Origin of the sequence: Bacillus sp. MHSD_36 (genome assembly GCF_030757775.1) — a bacterium.
Taxonomy (GTDB): domain Bacteria; phylum Bacillota; class Bacilli; order Bacillales; family Bacillaceae_G; genus Bacillus_A.
The window spans coordinates 525,136-548,491 of the sequence record NZ_JAVBIS010000002.1 but is presented as its reverse complement, the minus strand read 5'-3'; the positions used below and the strand labels follow the sequence as shown (position 1 = coordinate 548,491).

Here is a 23,356-nt window from a genome sequence, read left to right as displayed (position 1 = left end):
TTTATGCGGATATTAGGTTTAGATGTAGGTACAAAAACAGTCGGAGTTGCAATTAGCGACGAAATGGGCTGGACAGCACAAGGATTAGAAACAATTAAGATTAACGAAGAACGAGGTCACTTTGGTTTTGATCGTATTTCTGAGTTAGTAAAGCAGTACAATGTGGACAAAATAGTAGTAGGTTTACCTAAAAATATGAATGGTACAATTGGCCCACGTGGTGAAGCGTGCCAACAATTTGCAGAAAACCTACGAGAGCTGTTACAATTAGACGTTGTAATGTGGGACGAGCGTTTGTCAACGATGGCAGCGGAACGTCTACTCATTTCAGCCGATGTAAGCCGTAAGAAGCGAAAGCAAGTAATCGATAAGATGGCTGCAGTCGTAATCTTACAAGGATTTTTAGATAGAAAATAAGAGGTGACCAAAATGGAAGAACGTCAAATTACAATTGTAGACGAAAAAGGTAACGAACATTTATGTGAAATTATTTTCACTTTTGATGCTGACAAATTTGGTAAAAAATCATACGTAATCTTCTCTCCAATCGGTGAAGTAGACGAAGATGGAGACCCAATTTATGATGCAATGGCTTATGAGCAAAATGAAGAAGAGGGCGGAGTTTTACTTCCAATCGAATCTGAAGAAGAGTGGGAAATGGTACAAGAAACGTTTAACACTATTGCTGATGAGCAAGAAGCTGAATAATAAGTACTGAAAAGGTGGACGATATATCGTCCACCTTTTTTATATGTAAAATGAAAGATTTTTTGTCGAAACTGTGTAAGCCTTTGTAGTATAATGAGACGGATTGTAGAAAAATAAAGTGTCTATTAAAAAAGATAAGTGAATTTGTTGCGTTTTTACATCGTGCTGTATAGAAAGGTGTACATACGGTCTACAATTAAGTAAGGAGGAAATGTTTTGATAGAGAATCAAGTGAAAAAGAAGCGTAGACGCATCTTTTTATTTTCGATTATTGCACTGCTTTTAGTTTGTGGTTCAGTCTATGCGTATATTTCATCCGCATTAGGACCAGTTGATAGCGGGAATAAAAAAGAGATTGAAGTAGAAATTCCAAAGGGATCATCTACTAGTAAAATTGGTGAGATTTTAGAAGAAAAAGGCGCTGTAAAAAACGGTACAGTTTTTAGTGTTTATACAAAGGCTAAATCGAAAAGTTTACAAGCAGGTACATATTTATTAAATGCTTCAATGAATGCTGAAGATGTGATTGAACAAATGTCATCTGGCAACGTGCATCGTCCAGCTCTTTATAAAGTGACGATTAAAGAAGGGGCGCAAGTAACTGAAATTGCAGAAACGATTGCGACAGAACTAAAGTTGAATAAAGATGATGTTACGCGTCAATTAAACGATAAAGCATTTATTCAAAAAATGCAGCAAAAGTATCCGAAGTTGTTAACGGATAAAATCTTTGATAGCAATATTAAATATCCATTAGAAGGTTATTTATATCCTGCGACATACTCTTTCTATAAAAAAGATACGACGTTAGAAGAAATTGTAATTCCAATGCTTGAGAAAACGAATGCAATTATCGTGCAAAACGAGGCAAAAATGAAAGCGAAAAACTGGGATGTTCATCAGCTTTTAACATTGTCTTCACTTATTGAAGAAGAGGCAACAGGCTTTACAGATCGTCAAAAGATCTCTAGTGTCTTTTATAATCGTTTAGCAAAGGGAATGCCCCTGCAAACGGACCCAACGGTATTATATGCACTTGGAAAGCATAAGCAACGTGTATTATACGAGGATTTAAAGATAAATTCACCGTACAATACGTATGTTGTAAAAGGATTGCCAGTTGGGCCGATTGCAAACTCTGGTAAACATTCAGTGGAAGCAGCGTTAGAGCCTGCTCAAACAGATTATTATTATTTCTTAGCTGCACCAACTGGTGAAGTGTACTACGCGAAAACATTGGAAGAGCATAATGCACTAAAGCAAAAATATATTACGAAAAAACAGTGAAATGGGGAGGGATAGCGAAAAAGGTCGCACATCCCTCTTTTTTATGGTAAAATATATCGGGTTAAAAACTGGCAGAAGAATCGTTTTTAATATCAAAACGGGACGTACAAGCTAAGGGTAAAGCTGGCTTGTATTTTTATTGCATTCTATGTGTGAAAAGACGTCATAGAGGCACTTCTCCATGTAAATAAGGAGGACCATTATGGAGGATGCAGTTAACGAGTACCTATTATCATTTATTGATCCGAAAGATAAATTAATTCTTGAAATGGAAGACTATGCGAAAGAAAACCATGTGCCGATTATGGATCGACTTGGAATGGAATTTATGTTGCAATTTTTACGTTTAATTGGACCGAAAAGCATTTTAGAGCTTGGTACAGCAATTGGCTATTCTAGTATTCGTATGATGCAAGCTATTCCAAATTCTCGCATTGTGACAGTTGAGCGCAATCGCGAGCGATATGAAAAAGCACTTGAATATATAGAACGTTCACCAGTTAAAGAGCGTATTTCCGTTATTTACGGTGATGCGTTAGAAACAGGCGAACAAGTAGAAGAACATGGAACATTTGACGTTATTTTTATTGATGCAGCAAAAGGACAATATCGTCGCTTTTTTGACTTATATGAACCGTTATTAAATCCTGGTGGCGTAATTATTTCAGATAATGTTATGTACCATGGCCTTGTAACGACTAAAGAGAAAATTGAAAACAGACGTACACGTGGTTTAATCCGTCGTATTAAGACGTACAATGAATGGCTTATGAACCATGAAGGATATGATACAACGATTTTCCCAATTGGTGATGGAGTAGCTGTTAGTAAAAAGAGAGGGTGACCAAGGTATGAAGAAACCTGAATTGTTAGTAACGCCAAAAGCAGTGGCGGATATCGAACCTCTTGCGAAAGCAGGAGCAGATGCGGTAATGATCGGTGAGCAAAAGTTTGGTTTACGTTTAGCAGGGGAATTTTCACGTGAAGATGTGAAACAAGCTGTGAAGGTTGCACATGAAAATGGTGTAAAAGTATACGTAGCAATGAACGCGATGTTCCACAATGATAAAGTTGAAGACTTAACAGATTATGTTGCATTTTTAAACGAAGTACATGTAGATGCAATTGTTTTCGGAGATCCAGCGGTATTAATGGCGGTTCGCGAAGTTGCACCAAATATGCAATTGCACTGGAATACAGAAACAACAGCAACAAACTGGTTTACTTGTAACTACTGGGGACAAAGAGGAGCAAAACGTGCTGTATTAGCTCGTGAGCTTAGTTTAGATGAAATTGTTGAATTAAAAGAAAATGCTGAAGTGGAACTTGAAGTACAAATTCACGGTATGACTTGTATGTTCCAATCGAAGCGTTCATTAGTAGGAAACTACTTTGAGTATCAAGGACGTCATCTTGACATTGAAAAGAAAAAATATGAAGAGAATATGTTCTTATATGACCCAGAGCGTAACAATAAATATCCAATTTATGAAGATGAAAATGGTACTCACATTATGAGTCCAAACGATATTTGTTTTATCGATGAGTTAGAAGAGCTAATTGATGCTGAAATCGATAGCTTAAAAGTTGATGGTGTACTAAAAAGCTCTGAATACATTATTGAGGTAACGAAGAAATATCGTAAAGCAATTGATTTATGTGTAGAAGATCGTGATGCGTATTATGACGTGAAAGACGATTTATATAAAGAGATAGAAGAAATGCAACCGGTAAATCGTCCGTTAGATACAGGATTCTTCTTTAAAGAGACGGTTTATTAAACGAGGAGGGTGTAGGAAATGACTGTACAAGAAATTTCACGAGTGATCGATGGCAAACGCGTTATTGTGAAGAAACCTGAACTGTTAATCCCTGCGGGTAACTTAGAAAAATTAAAAGTAGCTATCCATTACGGGGCAGATGCTGTATATTTAGGTGGACAAGAATTTGGTCTTCGTTCGAATGCAGGTAACTTTACACTGGAAGAAATGGCAGAAGGTGTGGAATTTGCAAAGAAATATGGAGCAAAAATATATGTAACAACAAATATCTTTGCACATAATGAAAATATGGACGGGCTAGAGGAATATTTAAAAGGGATTGAAAAAGCTGGCGTAACGGGAATTATCGTTGCTGATCCGCTTATTATTGAGACGTGTAAACGTGTAGCGCCTTCTGTTGAGGTGCATTTAAGTACACAGCAATCATTATCCAACTGGAAAGCAGCACAGTATTGGAAAGAAGAAGGTTTACATCGTCTTGTATTAGCTCGTGAAGCAAGCTATGAAGAAATGAAAGAAATTAAAGAAAAAGTGGATATTGAAATTGAAGCATTCGTCCATGGTGCAATGTGCATCGCATATTCAGGAAGATGTACGTTAAGTAACCATATGACAGCGCGTGATTCTAACCGTGGTGGTTGTTGTCAATCTTGTCGCTGGGACTATGATTTAGTTCAAACAGTATCACAACATAAAGATGCAAAAGAGCTTCCTTTATTCCAAGAAGAAGATGCTCACTTTGCAATGAGTCCAAAAGACTTAAATTTAATTTTATCAATTCCGAAAATGATTGAAATTGGAATAGATAGCTTAAAAGTTGAAGGACGTATGAAATCAATTCATTACGTAGCGACTGTAGCAACGGTATACCGTAAAGTAATTGATGCGTATTGTGCAGATCCTGATAACTTTGAGTTTAAACAAGAATGGTTAGATGAGCTTGATAAATGTGCAAATCGTGATACAGCTCCTGCATTCTTTGAAGGGGTTCCAGGACATCAAGAGCAAATGTTTGGAAATCATAGTAAGAAAACAACGTATGATTTTGCTGGTTTAGTGTTAGATTATAATGAAGAAACGGGCATCGTAACGATTGAGCAACGTAATCATTTCAAACCAGGACATGAAGTGGAGTTCTTTGGACCAGAAATAGAAAACTTTACACAAACGGTAGAGAAAATTTGGGATGAGGATGGAAACGAATTAGATGCAGCGAGACATCCGTTGCAAATCGTGAAATTCAAAGTGGATCAACGAGTGTATGTGAATAATATGATGCGCAAAAGCATACTTCAATAAGAAAGAGTGGTAGTCGAATGGGGACGAATAAGCCTGTTGTAATTGGAATTGCTGGTGGTTCGGGATCAGGTAAAACAAGTGTAACGAAAGCGATTTTTGACCATTTTAAAGGTCATTCTATTTTAATCTTGGAGCAAGATTATTATTACAAAGATCAAAGCCATTTACCAATGGAAGAACGTTTAAAAACAAATTATGATCATCCGCTTGCGTTTGATAATGATCTGTTAATTGAACATTTGCAGCAGTTGCTTGCATATGAGCAAATTGATAAGCCTGTATATGACTATACATTGCATACGCGTTCAGAAGAAATTATTCCAGTTGAGCCGAAAGATGTAATCATTTTAGAAGGAATTCTTATTTTAGAAGACCCACGTCTTTGTGAGTTAATGGACATTAAGTTATTCGTTGATACAGATGCAGATCTTCGTATTCTGCGCCGCATGCAGCGTGATATTAAAGAACGCGGTCGTACGATGGATTCAGTTATTGATCAATACGTAAACGTTGTACGTCCAATGCACAATCAATTTATTGAGCCTTCTAAGAAATTTGCGGATATTATTATCCCTGAAGGTGGACAAAACCACGTTGCAATTGATATTATGGTTACAAAAATTGCAACAATTCTTGAACAAAAAGTAAATTTGTAATAGCATAGTAAAAGATATACGATAGGAAGGGATTTTTTCCCTTCCTATCGAATACAATGAAACATGCAACCTCATCTATATATAGGTGAGGGCATATTTATATCAACTTTCCATACATATCTTCTTTATAGAAAGAAGAATTGGGAATACGGGGTTGTATGTGACAACTCCGCTAGTACAGGCGTGCTAGAAACCTCCGCTCTACATATAAGCGGGGGAGTTTTCATATGGAACTCCTCTTTTTTTCGGGGGATTGGTATATAAAAGGAGTGGAAAATATGGCAACAGAAAAAACATACCCTATGACGCAAGAGGGTAAGCAAAAGCTAGAGAACGAACTTGAAGATTTAAAAACGGTAAAACGTAAAGAGGTTGTAGAGCGCATTAAGATTGCACGTAGCTTCGGAGATCTTTCTGAGAACTCTGAGTACGATGCAGCAAAAGATGAGCAAGCGTTCGTAGAAGGACGTATTACACAATTAGAAAACATGATTCGTAACGCAGTTATCATCACAGATAACGGTGAAGAATCTACAGTTGTTACATTAGGTAAAACAGTAACATTTAAAGAATTACCAGATGGAGATGAAGAAGCTTACACAATCGTAGGTAGCGCAGAAGCAGACCCATTTGAAGGAAGAATTTCTAACGATTCCCCAATTGCAAAGAGCTTATTAGGCAAGCAAATTGGTGAGAAGGTAGCAATCCAAACTCCAGGTGGAGAAATGCAAGTAGAGATTATCTCTGTAAAATAATTGAAAATCACTCGTATAAAAGCGAGTGATTTTTTTATTTGTATAAAAGATGAAACACTCCGTCCAAACTATAGTAGACGAGGTGTTTTTGTATGAAAATAAACCGGAGAATTATAATTGTTCTAATTTGTTTTATAAGTGTCATGTTTATCTTATTTTGTCGTTTAATTCAAATACAAATTATAGATACGGAGTCATTTACGGATCGTAAGATTAATTTAATTGAAAAAAGTGTTACACAACGGACGCAATCCATTACGGTAGATGATGGACGAGGTCATTTTATAGATCGGAACGGTAAGGAAATAGGTGAGAAAAAGTATCCTGTTTTAATTGTTTTTCCATTTCTACAAATAAAAAATGACATGTTAGAGAAAATTGCGCATATCATTGGTGTGTCGAGACAAGAGATTGAAAGTCAAATGAAAGATAAGAAAAGTGCATTTATCATGCAAAGGGGAGATGGACCAATTCGATTGGCACGCGAACAGATGGAGAAGGTAAATCAATTAAATATATTAGGTATTGTAGCAGCTGAAGTTCGTTTACGGCAAACGGGCAGGGTGAATCATTTAATTGGCAATGTGGGTGAGAATGAACGAGAATTTCAAAAACGATACGGAGAAGTAAGAAAAATTTCAAAGCAAACGCCAATTGGCATTTCAGGATTGCAACAATCATTTGATGAGTTTCTTTTGACCGATGGAGAGACGAAAGTATTGTATCAGGTGGATCGGCAAGGAGAACCGATTTTTGGAAAACAAGCGAAATATACGTCGCCTGGAAATCCGTTTTATCCAGTGAAGATTCAAACTACTTTACATAACGAGTTACAGCGAAAAGCAGAAGAAGTAGTTGAAGCAAGCGAAATAAAGAAGGGGGGATTAGTGTTACTTGATGTAAAGAAAAATGAAATTTTAGCGATGGTCAGTAAACCATCTGTACAGGTGAAAGATGAAAGGCTATATAAAACTACACTTGAAAATCAAATGTTAACACCACATTTTCCTGGTTCTGTTTTTAAAACAATAGTTGCAGCGGCAATCATTGATCAAAATGAAAATGTTTTTAATCGCAGATTTAATTGTAATAAAGATTTATATGGTGAAGACCACCCACAAGTTATGATGGGGACACTTAGTTTTAAAGAGAGCTTTGTTAGAAGTTGTAACAGGACATTTTCAGAGTTAGGTAACGAGTTAATACAAAAGGATAAGATGGTGTTAGAAACTTACGTAGCAGCTTTAGGGGCCGCTGATAAGGTTGGATGGAGAGGCTCTGTATTTCATACAACTCATTTTGAGCAAATGCCAGAGGAGAAAGGTGTTACGATTTGGGGGAATGAAGGGAATAAGAATAGTAAAAAAGCGGTAGCACAAACAGCAATTGGACAGAAAGATGTACGTATGTCACCTCTAGCGATTGCAAATATGATGGCGACAATTGCTAGGGATGGAGAAAAAATGGAAGTAAAAGCTGTTGAAAAGATAATGTATAAAAATGGAACGGAATTTTATACATTTGAAAACCATGCATTAGGTGGAAAGCAGCTTCCGTATGAAACAGTGAAAACATTACAACAGTTATTAAGAAGCGTTGTAACAACGGAGAAAGGAACAGGAGCCGCATTCAGGTCGTTACCACTAAGTGTCGCCGGAAAATCTGGGACAGCACAAACAGGAAAAGGGACGAAAGAGAATCGTTGGTTTGCAGGTTACTTTCCATATGAAAATCCAAGATATGCTTTAGTTGTCGTGGATATAGAAACGAATAGCAATGTAAATAAGGTTACACCTATTTTCAAAGCTATCGTAGAATCAATCTATCGATTAGAGAAGGAAAAGTAATCTTGCAATTCATAGTAAAATGTTTTCATTTCATGAAAATATTATTGTAAATGTTCAACCTTTCTAGATTTAATGTTACAATAGCAAGTATGAAAAACTGCATGGAGGTTTGAAGAATGGCAGGAGGATCTAGATTCCAACAGAAACAACAAAAACGTCGTCAAAACGGGGTTTTAAATATTGCAATTGCAATTGTGTTAATATTAGTAGCTATTGTATCATATCAATTGTTTGTTCCTAGTACGAAAGAGCAAGCATCTTCTACTGATAAGAAAGTCTCTCAACAAACAACAAAGAATGAGAAAGCTGGAAAATCAGAAGATAAAGAATCTGCTAAGAAAAAAGAAAAAGAACAAGAGCAAGCAGAAGCTAAGCAAAAAGCTGAAGAAGAGAAGTTAAAGGCTGAAGAAGAACAGAAAAAAGCTGAAGAAGAAGCGAAAGCTAACGAGAAAGTATCAGCTGAAAAAACTGTATCCAAGGCAAAAGAGGCTTACACAAAACCTTCTTGGAAAGCTGTAGGAACAGAACAAGGTTCATCACCGGCGATGACGTTTAAACAGGGGTCATCAGATTGGAATGAGATGCAAAGTGCAATTGCTGCGGGTATTGAAGTACCGAAAGAGCAATTAGTATTCCATTTTGTTGGAAGAGACAAAACTGGAAAGAGCAAAGCTTATGGTGATGTTCAAGATAAGCAAAGTGGGAAAAGATATTACGTAAATATTGATTGGGTAGAGAATGAGGGCTGGAAACCAGTACTTGTTCAAACTCTAAACTAAAAAAGAGAGGCTCCTTAGGAGTCTCTCTTTTTTGTTAACGCAATTTCTTTAATTTAAAATGAACAACCGCGCTATAATACGGTCTTTTGCTTTCAGGATCCATAACCATTTGATGTGAGATGTGATGAACTTCAAGCATAAGTGCTTTATTATTATCGATTTGTTCACTAATTTTTCGTTCTAAAGAAGCTAAGTCTCCCGCTTCAAAAAATTCTACTTTATCTTCTAACATTTCAAAGGTAAATGACATGAAGACGGCCCCTCTCCTATGTAATCAACTATAGTGTAACAAAGAAAAGAAGGAAATACCATGTACATTTCAATTGACATTTTTAGAAAGAGGGAATATCATACTGATAAAACCGATAAGAAAAAGGGGAATTTTTATGGGTACAGAATTTAATGGTTTATTTGATGAGTGGGCTCATACGTACGATTCATTTGTACAAGGCGAAGATATACAATATAAAGAAGTTTTCGCCCATTATGAGGACATTCTAGAGGATGTAGTTAACAAGTCATTTGGTAATGTATTAGAATTTGGTGTTGGTACTGGTAATTTAACAAATAAATTATTACTTGCTGGCCGCACAGTTTACGGTATAGAGCCGTCACGTGAAATGCGTATGATTGCAAAAGAGAAATTACCGCAAGAATTTTCCATTACAGAAGGTGATTTTCTTTCATTTGAAGTCCCAAATTCAATTGATACCATAGTAAGCACCTATGCATTTCATCATTTAACAGATGATGAAAAAAATGTAGCAATTGCGAAGTATAGTCAATTGCTAAACAAAGGTGGTAAAATAGTGTTTGCTGATACGATATTTGCAGATCAAGATGCATATGATAAAACTGTTAAAACAGCAAAACAAAGAGGTTTTCATCAGTTAGCAAATGATTTGCAAACGGAATACTATACACGTATTCCAGTCATGCAGTCTATTTTTGAAAACAATGGCTTCCATGTAACGTTTACGAGATTAAATCATTTCGTTTGGGTAATGGAGGCAACTAAGCAATAGAAAGAGGGATTAGATTGAGAATTGCTGTAATTGGAGCAATGGAAGAAGAAGTACGTATTTTACGTGACAAATTAGAACAAGCAGAAACAGAAACGGTTGCGGGTTGTGAATTTACGAAAGGACAATTAGCAGGACATGAAGTAATCTTGTTAAAGTCTGGTATTGGTAAAGTAAATGCAGCGATGTCAACGACAATTTTATTAGAAAGATATAAGCCTGAGAAAGTAATTAATACTGGTTCAGCTGGTGGATTCCATCATTCTCTAAATGTTGGAGATGTCGTTATTTCAACAGAAGTTCGTCATCATGACGTAGATGTAACAGCATTTAACTATGAGTATGGTCAAGTACCAGGAATGCCGCCTGGATTCAAGGCTGATGAAGCATTAGTTGCATTAGCTGAGAAATGTATGCAGGCAGAAGAAAATATTCAAGTTGTAAAAGGTATGATTGCAACAGGTGATTCATTTATGAGTGATCCGAACCGCGTTGCAGCCATTCGTGATAAATTCGAAAATCTTTATGCAGTAGAAATGGAAGCAGCAGCTGTTGCACAAGTATGCCACCAATATGAAGTTCCGTTTGTTATCATTCGTGCACTTTCTGATATTGCTGGTAAAGAATCAAATGTTTCATTTGATCAATTTTTAGATCAAGCAGCTCTTCATTCTACAAACTTTATCGTAAAAGTATTAGAAGAGTTAAAGTAATGTAACAAAAAGGCAACTGTCTCATATAAAGAAAATACATACAGTTGCCTTTTCTTTATTGGCAAATAAGGGGGAGAACACGATGAATGTATATCGTGGAGTTCATGAGTTAATTGGTCATACACCAATTGTAGAAATTACTCGTTTTTCACTTCCAGAAGGGGTCCGTTTATTTGCAAAGCTTGAATTTTATAACCCAGGTGGAAGCGTTAAGGACCGGCTAGGAAGAGAATTAATCGAAGATGCGCTAGAAAAAGGGCTTGTAACCCAGGGTGGAACAATTATTGAACCGACTGCTGGAAATACTGGTATTGGACTGGCACTTGCAGCGTTACAACATGATTTACACGTTATTGTTTGTGTACCAGAGAAATTTAGTATTGAAAAACAAGAATTAATGAAAGCACTAGGCGCAACAGTCGTGCATACGCCGACTGAGCAAGGAATGACTGGCGCAATAGCAAAAGCGAAAGAGTTAGTAAATGAAATACCGAATTCATACTCTCCAAGTCAGTTTGCGAATGAAGCAAACCCGCGTGCATATTTCAAAACACTAGGTCCTGAACTTTGGTCGGCACTTAATGGAGAGATTAACATATTTGTTGCAGGAGCAGGAACTGGTGGTACATTCATGGGGACTGCATCTTATTTGAAAGAAAAAAATGTAGATATAAAAACGGTTATTGTGGAACCAGAAGGATCTATTTTAAATGGTGGTAAAGCTGGCTCACATGAAACAGAAGGGATTGGCCTTGAATTTATCCCGCCATTTTTGAAAACATCTTATTTTGATGACATTCATACAATTTCTGATCGAAATGCATTTTTAAGAGTAAAGGAATTAGCGCAAAAAGAAGGACTGCTCGTTGGGAGCTCTTCCGGAGCAGCATTTCATGCAAGTTTACTTGAAGCAGAGAAAGCGGCGCCAGGTACAAATATTGTAACGATTTTTCCTGATAGTAGTGAGCGCTATTTAAGTAAAGACATATACAAAGGATGGGAATAAAAAATGAGAGCAAAGACAAAGTTAATTCATGGTATTCGCATAGGAGAACCTTCAACTGGATCTGTAAATGTACCGATTTATCAAACAAGTACGTACAAACAAGAAGCAGTTGGTAAGCATCAAGGATATGAATATTCACGTACAGGCAACCCAACACGTGCAGCTTTAGAAGAGATGATTGCTGTATTAGAAAACGGTCATGCTGGTTTTGCATTTGGTTCAGGAATGGCTGCTATTACAGCTACAATTATGTTGTTCTCAAAAGGTGATCATGTTATTTTAACAGATGATGTGTATGGTGGAACGTACCGCGTTATTACGAAAGTATTAAACCGCTTCGGTATTGAGCATACATTTGTAGATACAACAAACTTAGAGGAAGTTGAAGAAGCGATTCGTCCAAATACGAAAGCGATTTATGTGGAAACACCAACGAACCCGTTACTAAAAATTACTGATATTAAGAAAATATCTACTCTTGCTAAAGAGAAAGATTTATTAACAATTATTGATAATACATTCATGACGCCATATTGGCAGTCGCCGATTTCTTTAGGAGCAGACATTGTACTTCATAGTGCAACGAAATATTTAGGAGGTCATAGTGACGTAGTTGCAGGTCTAGTAGTTGTAAATAGCCCGCAATTAGCAGAAGACCTTCACTTTGTACAAAATTCAACAGGAGGCATTCTTGGCCCACAAGATAGCTTCTTACTACTTCGTGGTTTAAAAACATTAGGAATTCGAATGGAAGAGCATGAAACGAATTCACGCGCTATTGCGGAGTTTTTAAATAACCATCCAAAAGTAAATAAAGTATATTACCCAGGCCTTGAGTCACATCAAAACCATGAACTTGCAACAGAACAAGCGAATGGATTTGGTGCTATTATCTCATTTGATGTAGATAGCGAAGAAACGTTAAATAAAGTACTTGAGAAATTACAATACTTTACACTTGCTGAAAGTTTAGGAGCAGTAGAAAGTTTAATTTCTATCCCATCTCAAATGACACATGCATCAATCCCAGCGGATCGTCGTAAAGAGTTAGGAATTACAGATACATTAATTCGAATTTCTGTCGGTATTGAAGACGGCGAAGATTTAATTGAAGATTTAGCACAAGCGTTAGTATAATAAAAATGCACTGCCTATATGAGCAGTGCATTTTTATTATGTTATTTTGTGAAATATTTCACAAAATGGACATACACAAATGAAATCATTTCATGTATATTAAGTTCATGAAATGTTACTCACGAACAAACTTGTGAAATATTTCACAAATGATGAGGTTCATGTAGGAAGGCAACTCTATTTTTTTTGTGCTAATCGGGACTCGTTATGACCTATAGGGTCTTATTTAGTCCAAGATAGCAGAATAGGAGGAATTTACATGGTAGTCAAAGAGAAAGTTGTAAATGAAATGCAGGAAGTAAAAGAGATGGTTGATACGTTAGTGAATAAAGGTCGAAAGGCTTTACAAGCATTAGAAAGTTTTACACAAGAGCAAATTGACAACATTGTTCATGAAATGGCATTAGCAGGTGTTGATCAACATATGCCACTTGCGAAGTTGGCTGTTGAAGAAACAGGTCGTGGTGTATACGAAGATAAATGTATTAAAAATATTTTTGCTACTGAATATATTTGGCATAGCATAAAGAAAGATAAAACAGTAGGAATTATTCGCGAAGATCCTCATGAAGAAATAATTGAAATTGCGGAACCGGTCGGTGTAGTAGCTGGGGTAACGCCAGTAACGAATCCAACATCGACAACAATGTTTAAAGCATTGATCGCCATAAAAACGAGAAATCCAATTATTTTCGCATTTCATCCTTCCGCACAAAAATGTTCCATTGCAGCGGCGAAAACAGTATATGATGCAGCTGTGAAGGCGGGGGCGCCCAAAAATTGTATTCAGTGGATTGAAAAACCTTCTGTCGAAGCAACGAAACAATTAATGAATCATGAAGATGTTGCACTTGTTTTGGCCACTGGAGGAGCAGGTATGGTGAAATCAGCTTATTCTACTGGAAAACCAGCGCTAGGTGTAGGTCCTGGTAATGTACCATGTTATATAGAGAAATCAGCGCATATAAAACGAGCAGTTAATGATTTAATTTTATCCAAAACATTTGATAACGGCATGATTTGTGCATCAGAACAAGCAATTATTGTAGATAAGGAAATTTATGATGCTGTGAAAACAGAAATGATTGCAAATGATTGCTACTTTGTAACAGAGGAAGAGAGAAGAAAATTAGAAAAGCTTGTTATTAATGAAAATACATGTGCAGTAAATAGTGATATTGTAGGGAAATCCGCACAGTATATTGCCGCATTAGTTGGAATTAATGTGCCTGAAAATACAAAAATGCTTGTAGCTGAAATACAAGGTATCGGAGCAGCATATCCACTATCTCGTGAGAAATTGAGTCCAGTATTAGCTTGTGTAAAAGCAAATTCATTAGAGGAAGGATTTACATATTGCGAAGAAATGTTAAATCTTGGTGGTTTAGGACATTCAGCAGTCATCCATTCTGTAAATAAAGAAGTGCAAAAGCAATTTGGATTACGTATGAAAGCTTGCCGCCTTATTGTAAATGCTCCTTCATCACAAGGTGGAATTGGTGACATATATAATGGGTTTATTCCATCACTTACGCTTGGTTGCGGTTCCTACGGGAAAAACTCAGTTTCCCAAAATGTAACAGCGACGCACTTATTAAATATAAAAAGGTTGGCAAATAGAAAAAAGAATATGCAGTGGTTTAAATTACCACCAAAAATTTATTTTGAAAAACATGCAACAGCATATTTAGCAAATATGCCTAACATTTCACGTGCATTTATTGTAACGGACCCAGGAATGGTCGAGCATGGATATGTAGATACGGTCGTGCATTATTTACGTAAACATGCAAATGATGTGAAAGTGGAAGTTTTCTTTGAGGTCGAGCCAGATCCATCAGATGAAACTGTGTTTAAAGGTGCGGAAATGATGAGAAGTTTTCATCCAGATGTAATCATTGCACTTGGTGGTGGTTCAGCTATGGATGCAGCGAAAGGGATGTGGCTTTTCTATGAGCATCCGGAAACAACATTCTATGGAATTAAACAGAAGTTTTTAGATATAAGAAAACGTACATGTAAATATCCGGAATTAGGAAGTAAGGCGCAATTTGTTGCCATTCCAACAACTTCAGGAACAGGATCAGAAGTGACACCATTCGCGGTTATTACAGATAAGAAAAATAATATAAAGTATCCACTTGCAGATTATGAATTAACGCCAGATGTAGCAATTGTGGATCCGCAATTTGTAATGACAGTACCACCGCATGTAACAGCTGATACTGGGATGGACGTATTAACGCATGCAATTGAGGCGTATGTGTCTGTTCTTGCAAATGACTATACAGATGGATTAGCATTAAAGGCCATTGATCTCGTATTTAAATATTTACCAAGAGCATTTAAAGATGGAAATGATGAAGAAGCACGAGAAAAAATGCATAATGCTTCTGCAATCGCAGGAATGGCATTTGCCAATGCTTTTCTAGGTATTAATCACAGTTTAGCACATAAAATAGGACCGGAATTCCATATTCCGCATGGGCGTGCGAATGCGATACTTATGCCGCACGTAGTTCGCTATAATGCTATTAAGCCAAGAAAACATGCATTGTTCCCAAAATATGAGCACTTTGTAGCTGATGAACGCTATGCACATATTGCGAGAATGCTCGGGCTTCCAGCAAGTTCGGCCGCAGAAGGTGTAGAATCACTCGTCCAAGCGATTATTGAACTTGGAAAGAATTTAAATATAAACATGAGTATTGCAGGACAAGGGGTTGCTAAAGACCAATTTGAAGAGGTTGTTGGATTATTGGCAGAAAGAGCTTTTGAAGATCAATGTACAACAGCTAATCCAAAATTACCTCTCATTTCAGAGCTGAAAGAAATTTATATGAAAGCATATAAAGGTGAGTAATGGTTATGAAAGAGTCGCCATAAAGCGGCTCTTTTTCTTTTGGAAAACATCTCCCAGAATGGCTGTATTTACTTGTCTTTAAGTGTAATAGAATATGATACAGTGAAATGGAGGAGTGAGAATATAATGAAAGAATTACAAGAAAAAATAGAAGATTATACTCGTTTCGGACAAATTCTTCTCGCTGTAAGTACATTGTTCATGGTTGGCCTATTGATTCCGACTGGAGCAAAAGAAACGATACAATTTTTTGTTATGATGGGGAGCATCGTTATATTTTTAAGTTTATCTTTCTTTTTCTTTCAGCGTGTGAAAGTGATGCGAGATGAGTTAGAGGGAAACGAATGTGAATAATATCGATAAATAGAGCGTTACAAAAAAGAAGGAATCTTTTTTGTAACGCTTTTTGTTTTTTCTAGAAAATGTATGCGTTTTATATTGACAATGATAATCTTTATCAATTAAAGTAGAATAGTAGTTAATGATTATCATTATCATTTAGAGGTGGAAGAATGAAAAAATCTATTACGCTATTCACAGCGATTTTATCTATTTTTTTCTTATTAATAGGTTGCAGTGCGAAAGGAGACGAAAAAGCATCTGCAACAAAAACAGAAAAAGGAAAAGAGAAAATAGAAGTTACCGACCTGTCAGGAAGAAAGGTAACGTTCGATAAAGTACCAGAGACTTTTGCGACATTAAGTATGGGAGACATGAATATTATTCACGCTTTAGGCGGAAAAATAGTAGGTCGTCCGGATGCAAAAATAACTCTTCCAGAGGATATAAAGAAAGTACAAGTAATCGGGAATGCACATCAACCGAATTTTGAGCAAATTGCTAGCTTAAAGCCTGATGTACTTATTGCTAACAATGGGTTCCAAAAGAATGTTCCAACGGTTGAAGATCAAGGAACAAAAGTAATGATTTCTTCTGCGAATTCTATACAAGATATTCAAAAGAATATTGAACTATATGGAACGATAATGAAGGAGGAAGATAAAGCGAAAGAACTTAACCAAAAAATTAATGATCAAATAAAGACATATGAGAAAAAGAGCGATGTAAAAGCATTGCTAGTGTATGGAGCACCAGGTACGTATTTAGCAGCATTACCAACATCTTTATCAGGTGATATTCTAGACAAAACAGGTGGGAAAAATATTGCAGCTGACTTTCCAGAAATGAAGGAATATCCGCAATATGCACAGCTAAGTGTAGAACGTATTATTGAGGCGAATCCAGATGTAATTTATTTAATTACACATGGAGATCCAAATAGCGTTAAAAAAGCATTTGAAGGTGAAATGATGAAAAATGAAGCGTGGAAAAATTTAGATGCAGTAAATCAAAGTCGTGTAGTTATTTTGCCACCAGACTTATTTGGATCCAATCCTGGAACAAAAGTTACAGAAGCGATGGACTTTATGTATAAAAGTATACAAGATGTAAGGAAATGATAAGTATGGAAAGTAGTGAAGTAGTAAGGGAAAAGGAACATCCTTTTGCGAAAAAAAGATGGATAATAGCAGTTACCTTAGTAGTAGTAACGATTTTAGGTCTTTTTTACGGTCTTTTCGCAGGAAGCCTATCCTTTTCTTTACGAGACATTGTAGCTGGTATACAAGATGAAGGTTCGACAGTTCATCGAATTGTATGGGATCTTCGTATACCGAGAGTGCTCGTTGGATTTATAGTAGGAACATGTTTAGCTGCATCTGGAGCACTGCTGCAAGGGGTGATGAGAAATCCTCTTGCAGACCCTGGTATTATCGGGGTTTCATCTGGAGCAGGCCTTGTAGCAATTGTAATTATGATATTATTCCCTCAGCATATGGCATTTTTACCACTCGGAGCATTTTTAGGAGCTTTCATAACGGCGATGGTCATTTATGCTTTATCATGGCAAAAAGGGGCATCGCCTTCAAGAATTGTCTTAGTAGGTGTGTCAATCAATGCATTAATTGGTGCAGCGACGTCAGCGTTAATGTTATTACATAGTGACAAAGTGCAATCTGTATTACCGTGGTTAGCGGGTGGCATTGGTGGTGTAAGTTGGGCACATTTAAACATGATCATTTATTATGCAATATTCGCTATTATATTAGCTTTCTTCGGTATTAAGCATATTCGAGTATTGATGCTAGGAGATGAAATAGCAAAGTTATTAGGTCATAACGTGGAGAGAAGCCGGTTTTATTTAATAGTAGTAAGTACGTTATTAGCTGGAATTGCAGTCAGTGTTTCTGGTCTTATTGGATTTGTCGGTCTTGTCGTACCACATATGTTACGTTTATTAGTTGGAAATGACTATAAATATTTACTGCCATTATCATGTCTTGGCGGAGGGATATTACTTGTTTTCGCGGATGCGATAGCTCGAAGTTGGTTTGATCCAATTGAATTTCCTGTTGGTATTTTACTATCCTTCTTAGGCGGTCCGTTCTTCTTATATTTAATTCATAGAGGAGGGAAACAGAGTGATTTCCGTTAACAAAGTGTTTTACGCACATTCTGAAAGATTTCAAATGCAAAATATGAATGTACATATTAAAGCTGGAGAGGTCGTTAGTTTAATTGGGCCGAATGGATCTGGGAAATCTACTTTGCTTCGTTTAATGGCAAGGCTACTTAAACAAAGCGAAGGGGATATCATTTTAGATGGAAAAAGTATTCATACGATGAAAAGTGCCGATGTAGCGAAGCAATTAGCGATGTTACCACAAATGCATGATCATCAATTAGATTTAACAGTGAAAGAATTAATTGAATTTGGAAGAGATCCTCATAAATCATGGAGAGGTCACTTAAATAAAGAAGATGAAGAAATTGTTAATTGGGCATTGTCTGTTACAAATCTTGAAGGGTATGAATATCGGCTTTTACAATCTTTATCAGGGGGAGAAAGACAGCGTGCCTGGATTGCAATGACGTTAGCACAACGTACAAATGTCTTATTATTGGATGAGCCAACAACCTTTTTAGATATCGTGCATCAGTTGGAAGTAATGGAACTTGTGAAACGGTTAAACGAGGAGTTTGGTATGACAATTATAATGGTTTTACATGATATTAACCAAGCGGCTCAATATAGTGATCGTTTACTCGTATTAAAGCGAGGGAAGCTTCAGTATGACGGTGTACCAGACAAAGTGTTATGTCATGAAATGTTTCAACATGTGTTCGGCATAGAGGTAGATATTTTTCAAGGAAGCGACAAGCCATTTTTCACACCGAAACGAATTTCTAAAAAAGGAGGAGCAAGATGCGAACAGAAGAACGTATTACCACTGAATTAGTAAGAGAATTTGTTATGGCAGCTCACGGAGATTTAGAAAAAGTACAAGAACTGTTGGTGGAATCGCCAAGCTTACTCCATGCCTCTTACAATTGGGGCGGATCAGATTGGGAAAGTGCGTTAGGAGCAGCAGCACATGTAGGTCGTAAAGATATTGCTCTTTATTTACTAGAAAAAGGTGCTCGAATGGATATTTTCACGGCTGCTATGCTTGGAGAATTAGAAGTTGTACAAGCTATTTTAGTAGCACAACCAGAAGCATTACGCGCATCGGGTCCACATGGTATTTCCCTTCTTCAGCATGCACGAATGGGTGGAGAGAAGGCACAGCGTGTATTTGAGTATTTAACAGTGCTCTCTTAATGACCGCAAAAGTTCTTATGTGCGGTAAACTTTTCACTTTCATATATTTGAAAAGTTTACCGCCCGTTAGAACGGGATAAGTATCTAGTATATTTGAAAATCCTACACCCCCCTCAATTGTAGTTTTCTTTATGCTAGTTATGATATGGACGCAGTAGACAATAGTTGTCTACTGCCTTTTTTATTCTTCGTGAATTGAATATTCTGTATTTTTATGTTTGTTCATTTATAATGAATAGTAACATTTAGTATATATCCAATATATGATCGTGTAGGTAAGTACAAATTTGTGGGAAGGAGTGCAGAGATGTTTCATACAGATCGTTTACAAATTCGCAAATATACAATGGATGATTTACAGTTCTACGCTTCACTATGGGGAAATGAGAAGGTAATGCGCTATATTGGAAATGGGACGTTAAAAACATATATGCAATGTAAAAAAAGTTTGGAGGAATGGGTGATTCCTAGCTATAAAAACGGTCTCGGTTTATTTGTATTGATTGAAAAGGAAACGGGAATACGAATTGGTCATGCAGGATTAGTAAAGCAGCAAATAGATGGAAAAGAGGAAATTGAAATTGGTTATTGGTTATTACCTCAGTATTGGGGAAAAGGGTATGCGAAAGAAGCAGCGGCAGTATTTCGGGATTATGGCTTCCAAGCGTTACGAATGAATAAATTAATTTCTCTTATTAATCCGGATCATCCTGCGTCAATATTTGTTGCTAGAAAAACGGGGCTTAGTTATGAGAAAACAACTTCATTTCATGGGATGGATGTTCTCGTTTATTCGATTAAACGCGTTGGATGAAAAAGGGTAAATTGCATCTTTTGAAGAATGGTATATAAAAATAAAGGGGGGATTACATGTACATTTATCATAATGGACTTATTATTCGTGAGGGAACGAATGGTGTACCTGCATATGCAATTAAAACCTTATTCGAAGATGCCGGTTGGAGCAATGATAATATCCCTTCTTGGCAAATTGAAAAATTTACGATAGCATTTGAAAATTCAACATGGGCATTCACAATATGGGATGAAGAAGAAATGGTTGCGATGGTTAGAGTCATTTCTGATGGAATCATGGTCGCGAACATAGTAAATTTAGTTGTGAAATATGAATATAGAGGGAAGGGGTTAGGCAAGAAGCTTGTCGCTCTTTGTTTACAAAAGCTGCCACATGGAGACTGGTTTGCACATACATCTGCTAGTAATTTTGATTTTTATAGAAGTTGTGGTTTTGAGGTGAGAGAGTTATCGAGAAATGGAACATGTGCGTACTACGGGTATCAAGCAGCAAAAAAAGATGGGCATCGATAAAGAGAAAAAGTAGCATGGAAAAAGCTCGATATTTTAATAAGATAAACTGAACTAAGACTCATTTTATGGTAAAGTGAAAGAAAATTCTGTTTAATATTAGGGGGGATAAAAATGAGTATTAAGGTTGGGGATGTATTTAAATACGAAAGAAGATTTACTGAAGAAGAGGTTTTTGAATTTGCAAATATTACAGGAGATAAAGGTAGACATCATATGGAATATGATGAAAATGGACGTTTAATGGTTCATGGTTTATTAACTGCTAGTATTGGAACGAAAGTAGGTGAAGAATTACATTACATAGCAAGAGAATTAGTAAGTGAGTTTATTAGACCAGTTTTTACAGGAGATACAATCACTTGTGAATTAACTTTAACAAATATTGAACAGATGGAAGGATACAAAAATGTTTCAATCGAGTCAGTTTATCGCAATCAACACGAAAAGACTGTACTAGTTGGGACAAGCTATGGAGTTATAAGGGGATAAAAAAGAAGCCTAATTTACAGGCTTCTTTTTTATTTAATAAACACGTTTTCGATTTTCTGCATGACTAGAGATGAGTAATAATGCAGTTTCTTCCCCGATATTACGAACGATATGAGGAACACATGCATTCCAGGAGAAAGAATCACCTTCTTCTACAATTGCAATATCTTCCCCATGTTGAACTTCTAGTTTTCCGCGTAATACAAGGTGACATTCTTCCCCTTCATGCGCATTTGGTGTGTTTTCTTTCGGAAACCCAGCAGGAATTTCTACGAGATTGAGACGAAGGCCACCTTGCTCTGCAACATGCTCAATTCTTTGTTCATCTTTTCCATATACACTGTATTTACGCTCTACCTTTTTGACAACTTTCAACCGATCTTTTTGTTCTAATAATAAATAGGGAAGGGGAACGTTTAAGAAATTGGAGATTGTTTCTAAAGTTGAGATTGATGGTGATGTTTTATTATTTTCAACCTGACTCATAAATCCTTTAGAAAGACCTGTTCCCTCACAAATTTGTGCGATTGTTATGCCTCTACGTTGACGAATTTCACGTATTGCAGAACCAATATTCATAAAATCAAGCTCCTTTTTTGTAAACAACTATTTGTATCATAGCAAAAAAAATATATTTTTTCCCGGTGAAAATGAATTGACGAATAAAAAAAAATAGTGTATGTTTTGTAATGTAAATAAAAGTTTTGTATAAGAAAACTATAAAGGAGAGAAAGAAATGAATCAACATATCGGTAACTTAATTATTCGTATCGTGTTAGGGGTAACGTTCTTTATGCACGGTTTAACAAAATTCCAATCGGGGATTGACAATATTGCAGGGTGGTTCACAAGCATTGGTTTACCAGGAGGACTTGCATACGGTGTAGCAACAGCGGAAGTAGTTGGTGGTCTATTATTAATTCTAGGTTTAGGTGTAAGATATATTGGATTATTATTTGCACTTGTTATGGTTGGAGCAATCATAAAAGTAAAATGGTCAGCTGGGTTATTAGGAGATGGAAAAAATCCTGGCTTCGAACTAGAGCTTGCATTATTAGCAATGGGTGCGTACTTATTTGTTGCGAAAGCAGACGGTTTTGTAGATAATTTCTTAAAAGAGAAAATGTCTAAGAAGAACTAAATGAAATGGGGGCTAACAAGATGAGTTTTCAACTTCATCCCGACACAACACTTGATGTTGTTCATTTATATGTATCAAATGTAAAGAAATCACTAGAGTTTTATACAGAAGTACTAAGTATGAAAGTACTAAAGGAAGATGACATGGTCGTTACATTTGGGAATGAAAATAACGAACCACTCCTTATCATTGAAGAAAAGAAAGAAGCCTTACCAAAGCAAAGAGGGAGAACGGGGTTATATCATTACGCAATATTATTACCGAGCAGACAAGATTTAGCGAATATTCTTCGTCATCTTGTAGAAATGGTATATCCACTGCACGGCGGAGCCGACCATTACTTTAGTGAAGCCCTTTATTTAGCTGATCCAGATGGCAACGGGATTGAAATTTATCATGATCGTCAAAAAGAAGTTTGGCGTGATAAGAATGGAGAACTACCATTTGTTAGTAACCCGTTAGCTGGTGAAGAATTATTACAACAAGGAAGTGTGTGGAATGGTTTTCCAGCGGGTACTGTGATGGGGCATGTTCATTTCCATGTAGCTGATTTAGAAGAAGCAAAACGTTTCTATGTGGATGGTCTTGGTTTTGAAGTGACAATCCCAGCTCGTAATGGGGCGCTCTTTGTATCGGCAGGTGGCTATCATCACCATATCGGTTTAAATACGTGGCAAGGTGAAGGAATACCACCGCAAATGCCAAATTCCGTTGGGTTGAAATATTTCACAATTGTACTAGCAGATGAAAAACAAAAAGAGCAAGTATGTGAAAGCTTAAAAAATATTGGCAAGATTGCTACGTACAAAGATGGAATATTACAGGTCGAGGATCCATTTGGACATTGTATTCATTTCAAAATAAAAGGAGAAGCCTAATAAAG

At 36.5% G+C, this 23,356-nt stretch carries 27 protein-coding genes; 25 read left to right on the top strand and 2 right to left on the bottom strand.

Translation table 11 applies throughout. The annotated features are described in order from the left end of the window. Positions 1–3: 3 nt before the first annotated feature. The 10 genes from ruvX (at position 4) to Q9B79_RS10945 (ending at position 9,112) form a co-directional block, all read left to right on the top strand. The gene (gene ruvX / locus Q9B79_RS10990) at positions 4–417 is read left to right on the top strand and encodes a Holliday junction resolvase RuvX (protein ID WP_001221192.1); all 414 of its coding nucleotides are present in this window, start codon (positions 4–6) and stop codon (positions 415–417) included. A 12-nt stretch (positions 418–429) separates the two neighbouring features. After that, positions 430–708, top strand: coding sequence for a DUF1292 domain-containing protein (locus Q9B79_RS10985; protein WP_000392730.1), 279 nt, complete (start codon positions 430–432; stop codon positions 706–708). A 216-nt stretch (positions 709–924) separates the two neighbouring features. Continuing rightward, positions 925–1,995, top strand: a complete 1,071-nt coding sequence (mltG, locus tag Q9B79_RS10980; RefSeq protein ID WP_306184055.1) for an endolytic transglycosylase MltG — start codon at positions 925–927, stop codon at positions 1,993–1,995. A 202-nt stretch (positions 1,996–2,197) separates the two neighbouring features. Beyond that, complete coding sequence (locus tag Q9B79_RS10975) at positions 2,198–2,839, top strand: O-methyltransferase (protein WP_000389094.1); 642 nt, start codon at positions 2,198–2,200, stop codon at positions 2,837–2,839. A 7-nt stretch (positions 2,840–2,846) separates the two neighbouring features. After that, positions 2,847–3,776, top strand: a complete 930-nt coding sequence (locus tag Q9B79_RS10970) for a peptidase U32 family protein (RefSeq protein ID WP_306184053.1) — start codon at positions 2,847–2,849, stop codon at positions 3,774–3,776. Between the two features lie 18 nt (positions 3,777–3,794). Next, the gene (locus Q9B79_RS10965) at positions 3,795–5,075 is read left to right on the top strand and encodes a peptidase U32 family protein (protein WP_000217970.1); all 1,281 of its coding nucleotides are present in this window, start codon (positions 3,795–3,797) and stop codon (positions 5,073–5,075) included. Positions 5,076–5,092: 17 nt separating this feature from the next. Further along, positions 5,093–5,731 (top strand): uridine kinase, encoded by a 639-nt coding sequence (udk, locus tag Q9B79_RS10960; protein WP_000537078.1) that lies wholly within the window; start codon positions 5,093–5,095, stop codon positions 5,729–5,731. A gap of 278 nt (positions 5,732–6,009) precedes the next feature. After that, positions 6,010–6,486: a transcription elongation factor GreA gene (greA, locus tag Q9B79_RS10955; protein ID WP_000179963.1), complete on the top strand. Its 477-nt coding sequence runs from the start codon at positions 6,010–6,012 to the stop codon at positions 6,484–6,486. Positions 6,487–6,578: 92 nt separating this feature from the next. Beyond that, a complete protein-coding gene (locus Q9B79_RS10950; protein ID WP_306184050.1) occupies positions 6,579–8,333 on the top strand; it encodes a peptidoglycan D,D-transpeptidase FtsI family protein in 1,755 nt (584 codons plus the stop codon). 116 nt (positions 8,334–8,449) lie between these two features. Beyond that, complete coding sequence (locus Q9B79_RS10945; RefSeq protein WP_306184049.1) at positions 8,450–9,112, top strand: YrrS family protein; 663 nt, start codon at positions 8,450–8,452, stop codon at positions 9,110–9,112. A 34-nt stretch (positions 9,113–9,146) separates the two neighbouring features. Here Q9B79_RS10945 and Q9B79_RS10940 read toward each other — a convergent pair whose 3' ends face one another. Continuing rightward, positions 9,147–9,362, bottom strand: a complete 216-nt coding sequence (locus tag Q9B79_RS10940; protein WP_000010984.1) for a YrzA family protein — start codon at positions 9,360–9,362, stop codon at positions 9,147–9,149. A gap of 136 nt (positions 9,363–9,498) precedes the next feature. On the opposite strand from Q9B79_RS10940, the gene Q9B79_RS10935 reads away from it, so the two are divergent. The 13 genes from Q9B79_RS10935 (at position 9,499) to Q9B79_RS10875 (ending at position 21,332) form a co-directional block, all read left to right on the top strand. Continuing rightward, positions 9,499–10,137: a class I SAM-dependent DNA methyltransferase gene (locus tag Q9B79_RS10935; protein WP_306184046.1), complete on the top strand. Its 639-nt coding sequence runs from the start codon at positions 9,499–9,501 to the stop codon at positions 10,135–10,137. 14 nt (positions 10,138–10,151) lie between these two features. Beyond that, positions 10,152–10,847 carry a 5'-methylthioadenosine/S-adenosylhomocysteine nucleosidase gene (mtnN, locus tag Q9B79_RS10930; protein ID WP_001217039.1) on the top strand — a complete coding sequence of 232 codons (696 nt, stop codon included), beginning with the start codon at positions 10,152–10,154 and terminating at the stop codon, positions 10,845–10,847. A gap of 82 nt (positions 10,848–10,929) precedes the next feature. Beyond that, positions 10,930–11,853 (top strand): O-acetylserine dependent cystathionine beta-synthase, encoded by a 924-nt coding sequence (locus tag Q9B79_RS10925; RefSeq protein ID WP_306184043.1) that lies wholly within the window; start codon positions 10,930–10,932, stop codon positions 11,851–11,853. A 3-nt stretch (positions 11,854–11,856) separates the two neighbouring features. Beyond that, complete coding sequence (locus tag Q9B79_RS10920; protein ID WP_306184041.1) at positions 11,857–12,990, top strand: bifunctional cystathionine gamma-lyase/homocysteine desulfhydrase; 1,134 nt, start codon at positions 11,857–11,859, stop codon at positions 12,988–12,990. Positions 12,991–13,249: 259 nt separating this feature from the next. Continuing rightward, positions 13,250–15,853 carry a bifunctional acetaldehyde-CoA/alcohol dehydrogenase gene (gene adhE / locus Q9B79_RS10915; RefSeq protein WP_306184039.1) on the top strand — a complete coding sequence of 868 codons (2,604 nt, stop codon included), beginning with the start codon at positions 13,250–13,252 and terminating at the stop codon, positions 15,851–15,853. A 126-nt stretch (positions 15,854–15,979) separates the two neighbouring features. After that, positions 15,980–16,207 carry a YrhC family protein gene (locus tag Q9B79_RS10910; protein ID WP_306184037.1) on the top strand — a complete coding sequence of 76 codons (228 nt, stop codon included), beginning with the start codon at positions 15,980–15,982 and terminating at the stop codon, positions 16,205–16,207. A 158-nt stretch (positions 16,208–16,365) separates the two neighbouring features. Beyond that, positions 16,366–17,313, top strand: coding sequence for an ABC transporter substrate-binding protein (locus tag Q9B79_RS10905; RefSeq protein WP_306184035.1), 948 nt, complete (start codon positions 16,366–16,368; stop codon positions 17,311–17,313). A gap of 5 nt (positions 17,314–17,318) precedes the next feature. Further along, positions 17,319–18,347: a FecCD family ABC transporter permease gene (locus Q9B79_RS10900; protein ID WP_306184033.1), complete on the top strand. Its 1,029-nt coding sequence runs from the start codon at positions 17,319–17,321 to the stop codon at positions 18,345–18,347. Beyond that, complete coding sequence (locus tag Q9B79_RS10895) at positions 18,334–19,152, top strand: ABC transporter ATP-binding protein (RefSeq protein ID WP_306184031.1); 819 nt, start codon at positions 18,334–18,336, stop codon at positions 19,150–19,152. Before Q9B79_RS10900 ends, Q9B79_RS10895 begins: the two co-directional genes overlap by 14 nt. Continuing rightward, on the top strand, positions 19,119–19,514 hold the full coding sequence (locus Q9B79_RS10890) for an ankyrin repeat domain-containing protein (protein ID WP_306184029.1): 396 nt from the start codon (positions 19,119–19,121) through the stop codon (positions 19,512–19,514). The genes Q9B79_RS10895 and Q9B79_RS10890 overlap by 34 nt, the downstream gene beginning before the upstream one ends. Before the next feature lie 307 nt (positions 19,515–19,821). Then, positions 19,822–20,328, top strand: a complete 507-nt coding sequence (locus tag Q9B79_RS10885) for a GNAT family N-acetyltransferase (RefSeq protein WP_306184027.1) — start codon at positions 19,822–19,824, stop codon at positions 20,326–20,328. A 56-nt stretch (positions 20,329–20,384) separates the two neighbouring features. Beyond that, a complete protein-coding gene (locus Q9B79_RS10880; protein ID WP_306184025.1) occupies positions 20,385–20,843 on the top strand; it encodes a GNAT family N-acetyltransferase in 459 nt (152 codons plus the stop codon). A 111-nt stretch (positions 20,844–20,954) separates the two neighbouring features. Continuing rightward, positions 20,955–21,332 carry a hotdog family protein gene (locus Q9B79_RS10875; protein WP_306184023.1) on the top strand — a complete coding sequence of 126 codons (378 nt, stop codon included), beginning with the start codon at positions 20,955–20,957 and terminating at the stop codon, positions 21,330–21,332. 33 nt (positions 21,333–21,365) lie between these two features. Here Q9B79_RS10875 and Q9B79_RS10870 read toward each other — a convergent pair whose 3' ends face one another. Beyond that, positions 21,366–21,911: a helix-turn-helix domain-containing protein gene (locus Q9B79_RS10870; protein ID WP_001020700.1), complete on the bottom strand. Its 546-nt coding sequence runs from the start codon at positions 21,909–21,911 to the stop codon at positions 21,366–21,368. Between the two features lie 157 nt (positions 21,912–22,068). On the opposite strand from Q9B79_RS10870, the gene Q9B79_RS10865 reads away from it, so the two are divergent. After that, the gene (locus tag Q9B79_RS10865) at positions 22,069–22,473 is read left to right on the top strand and encodes a DoxX family protein (protein WP_306184020.1); all 405 of its coding nucleotides are present in this window, start codon (positions 22,069–22,071) and stop codon (positions 22,471–22,473) included. A 20-nt stretch (positions 22,474–22,493) separates the two neighbouring features. Continuing rightward, positions 22,494–23,351, top strand: a complete 858-nt coding sequence (locus tag Q9B79_RS10860) for a VOC family protein (protein WP_306184019.1) — start codon at positions 22,494–22,496, stop codon at positions 23,349–23,351. Positions 23,352–23,356 lie beyond the last annotated feature (5 nt).